Annotated in this window: 10 protein-coding genes; 7 read left to right on the plus strand and 3 right to left on the minus strand. The window is 32.1% G+C overall.

All coding sequences use genetic code 11. The annotated features are described in order from the left end of the window. Nucleotides 1-4: 4 nt before the first annotated feature. From RNZ46_RS15290 to RNZ46_RS15300, 3 genes are read right to left on the minus strand one after another with little or no spacing between them, the layout of a single operon-like run. Nucleotides 5-811, minus strand: a complete 807-nt coding sequence (locus RNZ46_RS15290) for a polysaccharide biosynthesis/export family protein (protein ID WP_316983039.1) — start codon at nucleotides 809-811, stop codon at nucleotides 5-7. A gap of 40 nt (nucleotides 812-851) precedes the next feature. Beyond that, nucleotides 852-2,807, minus strand: coding sequence for a polysaccharide biosynthesis protein (locus tag RNZ46_RS15295; RefSeq protein ID WP_316983040.1), 1,956 nt, complete (start codon nucleotides 2,805-2,807; stop codon nucleotides 852-854). After that, entirely contained in the window at nucleotides 2,804-3,934 is a 1,131-nt protein-coding gene (locus RNZ46_RS15300; protein WP_316983041.1) for a DegT/DnrJ/EryC1/StrS family aminotransferase, read from the minus strand. The genes RNZ46_RS15295 and RNZ46_RS15300 overlap by 4 nt, the downstream gene beginning before the upstream one ends. A 673-nt stretch (nucleotides 3,935-4,607) precedes the next feature. On the opposite strand from RNZ46_RS15300, the gene RNZ46_RS15305 reads away from it, so the two are divergent. From RNZ46_RS15305 to RNZ46_RS15335, 7 genes are read left to right on the plus strand one after another with little or no spacing between them, the layout of a single operon-like run. Continuing rightward, a complete protein-coding gene (locus RNZ46_RS15305; RefSeq protein ID WP_316983042.1) occupies nucleotides 4,608-5,606 on the plus strand; it encodes an SDR family oxidoreductase in 999 nt (332 codons plus the stop codon). Between the two features lie 24 nt (nucleotides 5,607-5,630). Further along, nucleotides 5,631-6,911, plus strand: a complete 1,281-nt coding sequence (locus RNZ46_RS15310) for a nucleotide sugar dehydrogenase (RefSeq protein WP_316983043.1) — start codon at nucleotides 5,631-5,633, stop codon at nucleotides 6,909-6,911. Beyond that, the gene (locus tag RNZ46_RS15315; RefSeq protein ID WP_316983044.1) at nucleotides 6,911-8,437 is read left to right on the plus strand and encodes a lipopolysaccharide biosynthesis protein; all 1,527 of its coding nucleotides are present in this window, start codon (nucleotides 6,911-6,913) and stop codon (nucleotides 8,435-8,437) included. The genes RNZ46_RS15310 and RNZ46_RS15315 overlap by 1 nt, the downstream gene beginning before the upstream one ends. A 26-nt stretch (nucleotides 8,438-8,463) precedes the next feature. Further along, nucleotides 8,464-9,228, plus strand: coding sequence for a formyl transferase (locus RNZ46_RS15320; protein ID WP_316983045.1), 765 nt, complete (start codon nucleotides 8,464-8,466; stop codon nucleotides 9,226-9,228). 8 nt (nucleotides 9,229-9,236) lie between these two features. Next, entirely contained in the window at nucleotides 9,237-10,307 is a 1,071-nt protein-coding gene (locus RNZ46_RS15325) for a polysaccharide pyruvyl transferase family protein (protein WP_316983046.1), read from the plus strand. Nucleotide 10,308: 1 nt separating this feature from the next. Further along, entirely contained in the window at nucleotides 10,309-11,283 is a 975-nt protein-coding gene (locus RNZ46_RS15330) for a glycosyltransferase family 2 protein (RefSeq protein WP_316983047.1), read from the plus strand. Nucleotides 11,284-11,286: 3 nt separating this feature from the next. Next, nucleotides 11,287-12,396, plus strand: a complete 1,110-nt coding sequence (locus RNZ46_RS15335) for a glycosyltransferase (RefSeq protein WP_316983048.1) — start codon at nucleotides 11,287-11,289, stop codon at nucleotides 12,394-12,396. Nucleotides 12,397-12,440: the final 44 nt, after the last annotated feature.

Here is a 12,440-nt window from a genome sequence, read left to right on the forward strand (position 1 = left end):
AAAATTAGTTTCTTCTAGTTACAAAAATAAGAGCTGTAGTTAAAATAAAGGAGGTAATGCTAATAATTGTGCCTATTCTAGTATCTCCAGAAGCAGCACTGATTGCTGAGTTGTTAGGTTCTACATACACAATATCATTTTGGGTTAAATAATAGACCGGAGAATTAAAGACTTCCTTTGTTGTTAAGTCTATATATGTAATGGTTTTCGTGCCGTTAAAATCTCGAATAACCATAACATTGTCTCTTCTTCCCTTAATAGTTAAATCGCCAGCCATACCTAATGCTTCTAAAATAGATACGCGCTCACCTGTTACAGGATAAACGCCAGGAGACCTTACTTCGCCAGAAATAGTAACCCTGAAGTTTAGAACTCGCATAATAATAACTGGATCTTTGAGTAATTCGCCTTGAGCAAATTTTTCTTTAAAAAGATTTTTGGCCTCTTCTATGGTTAAACCAACCAACTTTATTTTACCTAGTACGGGAAAATCAATGTTACCATCAACATCAATTAGATAGTCGACAAAATTAGCAGTACCAGAACCTCCTTGTCTAACTAAATTAAAGGGGGATGCAGGGTCAATTACGGTTCCTTCAGGAGTAGTTGCCGTCATAACAGAAACATAGATACTCACTATGTCGCCAATTTTTAGTTTTGCTCTAAATGTATCTGTATCGACTATTGTCTCGAAGTTTTTTGCGTTTTGAAAATAAACAACTTCTTTTTTTGCAACACATGAGGATAAAAATGCAATTACGATTATAAAGCTAATTACCTTTAGGTTGTTTTTTAACTTAAATATTGTCATGTTAATTTAAATTTGGGGTATAAACAAAAACTATAATTAATTAAAGATTAATGATTGTTTTGTTTTTTTTCTTACCAATATATCCTTTTGCTTTTTTATAAATTTGAACTCTTTTGTCGAATTTTTCATAATCGGAGTTATTGGATTTATACTCCGGTATTAAGTTTTTCATTTTCATAACAATATTATTGTTTTGAAAACGATTTGTTATGCAAAGCTCTTCAATATCAGCTTTTATTTTACTGTACTCCAACTCCCTTGTTTTACTTATCATTATTTTTTTATGATAAGTAGATAGTGTATTTTCGCCATTAGCTAATAATTCTTCATAAAGTTTTTCGCCTGGTCGTAATCCAGTAATATCAATATCAATATCTTCAGGAAATCTTAATCCAGACAATTTAATCATATTTTTAGCAAGATCGTAAATTTTCACAGACTCTCCCATATCAAAAATAAATATTTCACCACCTTTTCCCATTGTGCCCGCCTCTAAAACAAGTTGGGATGCTTCAGGTATGGTCATAAAATAACGCGTTATGTCTTTATGGGTTAAGGTTAATGGCCCACCATTCTCTATTTGTTTTTTAAACAGCGGTATTACCGATCCATTGGAACCTAAAACATTTCCGAACCTTGTTGTAATGTATTTAGTTTTACTTTCTTTTTGTAGACAACTAATATACATTTCGGCCATTCGTTTTGTGGCGCCCATAACGCTAGTTGGGTTTACAGCTTTATCGGTAGATACAAAAACAAACTTTTTAACATTGTAACGTGATGCCGTATCCGCTAAAAGCTTTGTTCCATTAACATTTATTTTTATCGCTTCGTATGGCGATTTTTCCATTAATGGCACGTGTTTGTATGCCGCAGCATGAAAAACCATAGTTGGTTTGTGTTCTTGAAAAACACTATCAATTCTTAAGCCATCTCTTATATCTGCAACAATAGCTGTAATGAAGTGTTCTTTTCCGTTTCGTTTTAAATCTTGCTGTACATCGTATAAAGCAGATTCTGCTTGATCTACAAGAATTAATTTTTTTACATCGAAATTAGATAATTGTTTTACTATTTCGCTACCAATAGAACCTGCGGCTCCAGTTACCAAAATAGTTTCGCCGTTAAATTCATTTAATAAATTGGGATTATCTATTTCAATTGGAGCCCTTCCTAAAAGGTCTTCAATTTGTACTTGTTTTATTTGTTTTGCACTTAGTTCGCCATTTATCCATTGTTCTATTGGTGGAACTTTGGTGATTTTTATATCTAAATCAATTAAACAATCAATCAATTTCAACAATTTGTTTGAATCAATAGATTGGCAAGCAATTACAATTTCATCAATGGAATTAGATACGATATATGATTTAGTGACTTTGTTTTTTGGGAAAATTGGCACACCATTAATAGACTTCCCATTCTTCTTTACATCATCATCTATAAAACCAACAACACTAAATCTTGAGCTTAAATTACTAACCAATGCGTTGTAGGTAATTATTCCAGATTCTCCAGCGCCATAAATAAGTACCCTTTTTGAAGTAGACAATTTACATTTTATTGATTTGTACACCATTTTAAATAACAATCTACTAGAGCTTAACGCAACAAAACTCAACAGCGCATGCATTACTATAATGGATAACGGAATGGTAAATCCTGGAATTACATTAGTTATCCTGTTTACCAAAACAAACACAATGGCGAATAAAGACATTAATGTGATGGATTTGAATAGGTTAACAACATCTGTAAATCCGGTGTGGCGAATTACACTTTTAAATGAACCAATAGCAAAAAAACTAAAAGTAGCAATTACTAATAAAAAAGGTATTTGAAATAAAAACTGATTTATGTCAAAATCAAAAGTGAAATTAAACCTTATAAAATATGTAGCAAAAAATGTTAATAAAACTATGGTTAAATCAATCCCTAGCACCAGCCATTTTGACGCATATTTCTGTGAATAATGTGAAAAGTAATTTTTTATCATTTGTTGAGAGTTTTAATTATGGCATTCAGAATGCGTTCTAAATCATTTTCGGTTAAATTCGACCCACTCGGTAAACAAAGCCCGTTGTTAAACAGTCTTTCAGATGTACCGTCGGTATAAGACAAGCTTTCTTTAAAAACGGGTTGCATATGCATGGGTTTCCACAAGGGTCTAGATTCAATATCGTCTTCCAGTAGAGCTAGTCTTATGGCTTCGCGTGTGTTAAAAGAGTTGGTTTTGATACATGTAATCCATCTATTGCTAAAAAATCCTTGTGGTTCTTCTACAAATTCTATGGTGTCAAATTTTGATAAATTTGCTTTGTAATACTCGTAGTTTGCTCTTCTAGCCTTTACCCTATCATCAATCACTTCCATTTGCCCTCTTCCAATGCCAGCCAAAACATTGCTCATTCTATAGTTGAATCCTATAGATGAGTGTTCATAATGCGGCGCTTGGTCTCTTGCTTGTGTTGATAAAAAGACAGCTTTGTTCTTTAACTCTAAATTCTTAGTTATAAGTGCGCCGCCGCCTGAAGTTGTTATTATTTTATTGCCGTTAAAAGATAAGATTCCCAAATCAGCAAGTGTTCCGCATGCTCGGTTAAAATAGGTGCTTCCCAATGCTTCTGCACTATCTTCAATGACTGGGATGTCATATTTTTCAGAAATTTCATTTATTTCTTTGGCTTTATACGGCATGCCGTATAAATGAACAGCTATTATGGCTTTCGGCTTTTTAAATTTTTCAATTCTATCTTTAATAGCAATTTCCAGTAAATCGGGAGACATATTCCACGTGTCCGATTCACTATCTATAAAAATGGGTGTGGCGCCTTGGTACACTATAGGATTAGCTGAGGCTGAAAACGTGAAACTTTGACATAAAACCTCGTCGCCTTTAGATACGCCCAACAACTGTAATGCTAAGTGTATAGCAGCAGTGCCAGAACTTAAAGCGGCAACTTCATTATTGCCACCCAAGTAATTTTTTATATCGTTTTCAAAACCATCTACGTTGGGTCCCAACGGCGCTATCCAATTTGTATCAAAAGCCTGATTTACAAATTTTTGCTCTGAGCCTCCCATATGAGGTGATGATAAATATATTTTGGTTTTAGTTAACATTCTTAGACCTTGTTAAGTTTACACACAAAAAACTGTGGTAGCTAAATAAACAACCATAGTTATAAAAGGTATAATGATTTCTGGTGAATCCCTCTCTTGTAAAAAACAGAATCAATAATATAATGGTATAGCTCATTATTGTTGCTTAAAAAAATAACGTTTAAAAAATATTAATCTGTATTATATACTTTATAAATACTTAAATTAACATTGAGAGTTATGTAACGATTTTAAATTTTATTTTTATATTAAATTAATGTGCTATTAATCAATTCAATTTTTAAATACGTTGTAAATTTAATGATTGTTTTAATGTAACAACCATAGTGTTCGCTTAATTCGCTAAAACAATAATAAAAATCGGTTAAATACACTTATAGATTTCGTTGGTAGCTAAACTATAACACATTATCGATAGGTGTAAAATGTTTTTTATAATATTGCTGTACGAAGCCTATGTAACCTGAGAGGAAAATAGCATATATAATGTCTTACAAAAATACTTTTTTGGCTTATAAAATAATGTTTAGCTATACTTTAATCGATGTTTTTAGCATAAAATTGAATTTCATCGGTAAAAACAAGGTATTGATATAAATAGTTAACCACTTTACATTTATTTTTTTCATATTTGCGAGGCTATTAATAAATTCTAACATACCCCAAATTCATAATGACCAAACAACAAATAAAAACATTAGAAGGGAAGCATGTGCTTATTACCGGTGGCGCTGGTTTTATTGGTTCTAATCTCTGTGAAACCTTATTAAACCATAATGTTACAGTGGCTTGCTTAGATAATTTTTCTACTGGAAAAAGACATAACATTGAGCCATTTTTAAACAACAACAAATTTAATTTAATTGAAGGCGACATAAGAAACCTTGAAGATTGCTATAAAGCGTGCAAAGGTGCGGACTATGTATTGCACCAAGCCGCATTAGGTTCGGTACCACGATCCATAAACGATCCCATTACAACGAATGATGTAAATGTTTCTGGTTTTCTAAACATGTTGGTTGCTGCAAGAGACGCTGGCGTTAAGCGATTTGTATATGCAGCTAGTTCGTCAACTTATGGCGACCACGAAGCGCTACCAAAAGTTGAAGATGTTATAGGAAAACCACTATCGCCTTACGCCATTACCAAATATGTAAATGAACTATATGCCGATATCTTTCATAGCACTTATAATTTAGACACCATTGGTTTACGCTATTTTAATGTATTCGGAAAAAGACAAGACCCCAATGGTGCATATGCTGCAGTGATTCCGAAGTTTGTTCAACAATTTATAAGTCACGAATCTCCCGTAATAAATGGTGATGGAAGCTATTCCAGAGATTTCACATATATAGACAATGTGGTTCAAATGAACATTAATGCCATGACTACCAACAACCAAGAAGCATTAAATAATGTGTACAATGTAGCTTATGGAGAGCGCACAACTTTATTAGAATTGGCCACGTTGTTAAAAGCCTATTTATCGGAGTACGATGCGGCCATTAACGATATTGAGATCAAACACAGAGACAATAGAATTGGCGATATCCCGCACTCTTTAGCCTCTATTGATAAAGCAAAACAATTACTAGGTTATAACCCAAAATACAATATAAGTGATGGCTTAAAAGAAGCCGTTCGTTGGTATTGGGAAAATTTAAAATAATTATTATACCATCTAAATATTAAAATGAAAGATATTAAAATAGCAGTTATAGGTTTAGGATATGTGGGTTTGCCACTAGCACGACTTTTTGCAACTAAATACAATGTTGTAGGTTATGATATTAACCAAAACCGAGTAAACGAGTTGCAACAAGGCAAAGATGCTACTTTAGAAGTGGAAGAAGACATACTGCAGGCTGTATTAAAAACGAAACCAAATAACAATTTAGGATTGTTTTGCTCATCCAGTTTAGACGACATAAGCGATTGCAATTATTACGTAATAACGGTACCTACACCAGTTGATAAAAATAACAGACCAGACTTAACGCCTTTATATAAATCGAGCGAAACGGTAGGTAAGGTTTTAAAAAAGGGTGATATTGTTATATACGAATCTACGGTATTTCCGGGGGCAACAGAAGATGAATGCGTTCCGGTACTCGAAAAAGTAAGTGGCCTAAAGTTTAATACCGATTTTTATGCCGGTTATTCTCCGGAACGTATTAACCCAGGCGACAAACTACATACGGTAGAAAAGATACTTAAAGTTACCGCAGGATCTACACCGGAAATAGGCAAGAAAATTGATGCCCTTTATGCCAGTGTTATAAGCGCAGGCACACATTTAGCACCTACAATAAAGGTTGCGGAGGCAGCAAAAGTTATTGAAAACTCGCAACGCGATATCAATATTGCTTTTGTAAATGAGTTAGCAAAAATTTTCAACCTGATGGATATTGATACGCACGACGTATTAGAAGCAGCTGGAACAAAATGGAATTTTTTACCTTTTAAACCAGGGCTTGTTGGCGGTCATTGTATTGGTGTAGATCCCTATTATTTAGCACAAAAAGCCCAGGAAGTTGGGTATCATCCAGAGATTATTTTAGCAGGCCGTAGAGTTAATGATAGTATGGGGCAATATGTAGCCTCAGAAGTTATTAAACTCATGGTACAAAATGATCTAAAAATTAAAGGTTCAAAAGTGTTGGCATTAGGGATTACCTTCAAAGAAAATTGTCCGGACGTAAGAAACACTAGAGCGGTTGATGTTATAAATCAATTAAAAAGCTTCGGAACAGATGTTACCATTTACGACCCTTGGGCAAACCCTGAAGAAGTAAAGCATGAATATGGCTTGGAAACCGTACAAAAGTTGCCAAAAGAAACGTACGATGCCATAGTGTTAACCGTGGCACATAATGAGTTTCTTAATGAAGACATAAAAGCAATGCTAAATAAGGACGGAGTCCTTTACGATGTTAAAGGTGTTTTAAAAGACTTAGATTGTAACAGACTTTAATGAAAATTAACCAACTTAAAGGAGGCGCAGCTCTATCCTATGTTATTATATTTTTAACTAACATAGTTGGCTTAGTCTTAACCCCATTTATTATACGATCGCTGGGTAGCGCCGAATATGGTTTATATACCATGATTGGAGCTTTGGTTGGTTATATGAGTGTTTTAGATTTTGGACTAAACAATACCATAGTTCGTTTTGTGGCTAAATATAAGGCTGAAGGTGACAAAAAAGGTGAAGAGAATTTCTTGGCCCATAGCTTTATAATGTATTTCTGCATATCTATTCTTGTTACTGTTTTAGGTTTAATTTTATATTACAATTTAGAAAATTTATATAGCGAAACCTTAACACCAAATCAAATAGAAAAGGCCAAGGTAATGATGCTGTTATTAATTTTTAATTTAGCAATTTCACTTCCTGGTGGGGCTTTTAGCGGAATTTGTTATGGCTACGAAGAATTTATTCTACCAAAAATAACCAACATAGTTCGATATATAGTAAGAAGTATATTGGTTGTGGTCATTCTCCTATATGGCGCAGATGCAGTGGGCTTGGTTATTTTAGATACTGCCATGAATCTTTTGGTTATAGGTGTAGACATTTACATTGTCTTTAAAATATTAAAAGTCAAAATTAAAATACACAAAATTGATAAAACCCTATTTAAAAGCATAATGGGTTTTTCGCTTTGGTTATTTGTTTTCGCTATAGTGCACCAATTAAGATGGCAATTTGGCCAAATGATAATTGGTCTATACTATTCTACATCCATAGTAGCAATTTACGCTGTGGGTATAACTTTAGGAAACTATTACGGTGCTTTTTCGAGCGCTATTTCTTCGGTTTTTTTACCAAGAGCAATTCAAATGACGGTGAAAAATATTCCAAAGGAAGAATTAACTAATACTTTTATTAAAATATCTAGAATTATTCTCCTTGTTTTATTTTACATTTTTGGTGCATTTATCATTATAGGTAGAGATTTTGTTTTTTTCTGGGTTGGCGAAGAGTATAATTCGGCTTATTATTATGCTATGATTATTATGTTTGGTTTGACTCCTATTCTTTCACAAGGTTTTGCAAATAATATATTAGAAGCAAAAAATTTATTGGCTTATAGAGGTAAACTACTTCTCTCTTTAACAGTCGCGGGAACAATACTAAGTTTTTTTATAGTACAAAAATTTGGTGTTTTAGAAATGATTATAACCATTGTGTTTTTTATGTTTTTAGAAAGAATAATTATGATTTTTTACTATAATAAAAAAACGAATTTAGATATGTTTAGGTATTACAAGGAGATTTACCCTCTTTTTGTGGTATTTGTAATAACTACTTCGTTAATATTTCTTTTTACACGTAGTTTTTTGCCTGAAAAAAACTTGCTGGTAGTTTGTAGTAGTGCCATGATTTACAGTTTAATATACGCTTTTATATTCATTAGATTTATGACAACTGAATATGAAAAATCTTTATTAAAATCAATGCTCAGATTTTTACCTTTTTTTAATAACAATAAATAATGAATCTTGAAAAAAACAAATAGGTTATGTCAAAAAAAATAATTATGCTAGTTGGAGGCGATCATTCATCTTACGCCATATACAATGGATTAAAAGCAGAATATAACATAGCGCATGTTATATTAGAAAAACCTAAAAGCAGAAAAGAATTTATTAAAAGACGCATTAAAAAGCTAGGCTTAGTAAAAGTTATTGGTCAGGTGCTTTTTCAAAAACTAGTGGTTCCTTTTTTAAAAAAAGAAAGTCAATCTAGAGTTGATGAAATTATTGAAAAAAATAAGTTAACCTTTACTGATGTTGAAAAAGAAAAGTTAATTAATGTTCCATCAGCAAACTCAGAAGTTTGCATAAAAACCTTAAAAGAAATAAATCCGGATATCGTTATTGTTAACGGGACTAGGATCATATCAAAAAAAGTACTTACTTCTATAAATGGTACTTTTATTAATACACATGCAGGTCTTACTCCCCTTTACAGGGGCATCCATGGGGCATATTGGTCTAAAGTCAATAAAGATGGGCATTGCGGAGTAAGCGTACACCTCGTTGACCCCGGAATAGACACGGGAGGAATACTGTATCAGGATTTAATTGAAACTAACCGCGATGATAATTTTGTATCATACACCTATTTACAGTTAGCTAAAGGTATCGATTTAATGAAACGCGCTATAAACGATTTAATGAACAATAACAGTAAGGTCATTACCAATAATCTTGACAGTAAGTTTTGGACACATCCTACAATTTGGTTTTATTTACACCACAGATTGTTTAATAAAGTGAAATAAAAATAGAAATGATATCATTTGTAAATAAATTAATACCATTAACCTGGAAAATTCAAATTCAATTATTTTTATTGAGAAATAAACCTTTTGAAAGTTTATCACTTAAAACACGTAAAGAAGACAAAAAATATATTTTTGTTTTTTTAGCTGCAGACTACGGCAACCTTGGCGATGTTGCGATAACCTATGCGCAGCATAAGTTTTTATCCAAGTCGTTCCCAGACCATGTAATTACAGAAATACCCATAAGCAAAACAATAAAAGGTATAGCTTGTGTAGAAAAAATAATAAAACCTAGCGATATTGTTACTACCGTTGGAGGAGGTAATATGGGAGATTTATATAAATCTATTGAATATTATAGACAATTGGTAATTAAATGTTTTAAAGACAACAAAATCATTGCATTTCCACAAACTGTAGATTTTAAAAACACCTACGAAGGAAAAAAAGCTTTAACAAAAGCCGTAAATGTTTATTCAAAACACCCAGACTTAACTCTAATTGCTAGAGAGCATAAATCTTATGATTATTTTAATAATCATTTTACAAAAAACAAAACTTTACTCACTCCAGATATTGTTTTATCGCTTAATCAAACACTACCAAAATTTGAACGAAAGGGGGCTTTAATATGTTTGCGTAACGACAAAGAAAAAAAGCTTACAAAAAAACAGGAAGATTCTATTTTCAAATATTTATCAAATGAATTTAAAACTATTAAAAAGAGAGACACGCATGTAGGAGGAATGAAGTTGCCTTTAAAAAACAGGGTAACAAAACTAAAACATATTTGGGACGATTTCAAAAAAGCCGAATTGGTGGTAACAGATAGGTTACACGGCATGATTTTTTGTTATATCACAGGTACACCGGCACTAGTTTTTTTAAATAATAATCATAAAATTAAATCTTCTTATTTTTGGATCAATTCTGCACCTCATATCCGTTTAATAGAAGATGTTGAATTGAAAAACATCAAACAAGCAATAACCGAAATTAGGGACACTGAGGCTGTGATAGATATAAACTTAATTGAAACCAAGTATAACAAAATAACAAAAACCGTTAAGGCATAAAATGGCACCCAAACTATCAATAGTTATACCGGTTTATAATGTAGCTCCATATTTAAAAAAATGTGTGGTAAGTTGCTTTAATCAAAACATTCCTGAAGATTTATATGAAGTGATTTTAGTAAACGACGGGTCTACTGACAATAGTTTAGAAATATCTGAAAAATTAAAAACCACATACCCAAAAATCAAATTAATAAGCCAAAAAAATAAAGGTTTAAGTGGCGCTAGAAATACTGGGTTAAAACATGCTGTTGGAGAGTTTGTATGGTTTGTTGACTCCGATGATTGGATTAAAGATAATTGTTTGGATAATATTTTAAAGAAGCTAAACGCTAATATTGATATTTTATGGCTAGGGCATGATGTTTGGTACCATGGCAAAGCTGTGAAAAGTTACGTGCCAGAACAGACTTCAGATGCCATAACTGGCGAAGCGCTTTTTTCAAACCATTTAAACAATTTATTTTACATCTGGAAATTCATTTACAATAGAAATTTTTTAAATTCGAATGCCCTACTTTTTTTAGAAGGCATATTATATGAAGATCTTGAGTTTACGCCAAGAGCTTTAATTAAAGCTTCAAAATGTTATACCATGCCAGATGTATATTATCACTACTTAGTTCGCGAAGGCAGTATTGCTAATAACATAAAAAGTAAAAATATTGAGCATCGCTTTTATATTTTAAATAAGTTAATAGACTTGCTTAACACCAAAGAGATAAGTAGCTCCTATGCTTCTACCCTATCAAAAGTTATAGCACATACAACGGAACAAACAATAAATTTGGCAGCTAGGTCTAATATCAAAGTTCCGGAAAGTGGCATGAAATTAATTAATAGAATTAAGAAAAATGATGATTTTTTCGGTGCCGTATCATTTAAATTCAAACTTATAATTTCTAGTCCAAAATTTTATTATAAATCCTATAAAATTTTGCAAGAACTGTATAATAAGATTAATTCAAAAAAATAAGGAATGAAGCGGATTTTACATATAGTTGGCACAATGGATAGGGCCGGAGCTGAGACTATGGTAATGAATTTATATAGAGCTATTGACAAAAGTAAGTACCAGTTTGATTTTGTTTACTTTACCCATAAATCTTGCGCTTACGACGATGAAATAAAAGAACTTGGAGGTGTAATTTATAGAATACCACAACATAGCGCCATAATCAGAACTTATAGGTTATACCAATTATTAAAAAAAAACAGACAGTTTTATGCCGTACATTGTCATCAATTGCTAGCAAACGCGTCACACCAATTTGCTGCATTTTTTGCAGGTATGCCCATTAGGATATCACATGCACATTCAACCCAAGATATTTATAATACAAACTTTATTAGAAATTTATATCAAAAAGCTTCGAAAGTATTAATTTCTTGGCTATCTACAGACTTTATAGCTTGTGGTTTAGAAGCTAGCAACTTTTTATTTCCTAGGCAAGAAAGTATTTTATATATTCCCAATGCCATAGACGTTTCAAAGTTTATAAATTCTGAAAAAAAGAAAACTCAAAATTTTTTTAATATTAATAGTATTAAGAACAATACTATAATAATATCACAAATCGGGAGGTTTATGCCCGTGAAAAACCATGAATTTTCCATAAAATTTGCGTTTTATTTAAAGCAAAACAATATAGACTTTCATATGATGTTTGCAGGATCTGGCCATTTAGAAAACAGCCTAAAACAATTAGTAGCTAAAATGGGTTTATCCAATAATATTACTTTTTTAGGAGTTAGAGAAGATATTGATTTGGTTTTAGCCAATTCAAACTTACTTTTAATGCCATCGCTATACGAAGGTTTCCCTGTAATATTAGTCGAATCACAAGCGGCAGGAACTCCAGCGCTCATTTCAAATGGTATTTCTAATGAGGTAGATTTGGGATTGGGCTTAGTACAGTTTTGTGACCTAAAATCACCAAACGAAGAATGGCTAGGTTTAATGCAAAATATACTTAAAAAAGAACGTGTTAGTCCATTTGAGAGAAATAAGGTATTAAAATCCAAAGGGTTTGATATTGATGTAAGTGTAAAGCTATTGGAGAAGCTTTATAGTGGCAATAAAAGTTAATTTATTAAACATGTTAGATTTTGTTCCTATTAAATATTATTATG

This window comes from Hwangdonia lutea (assembly GCF_032814565.1).
GTDB lineage: Bacteria > Bacteroidota > Bacteroidia > Flavobacteriales > Flavobacteriaceae > Hwangdonia > Hwangdonia lutea.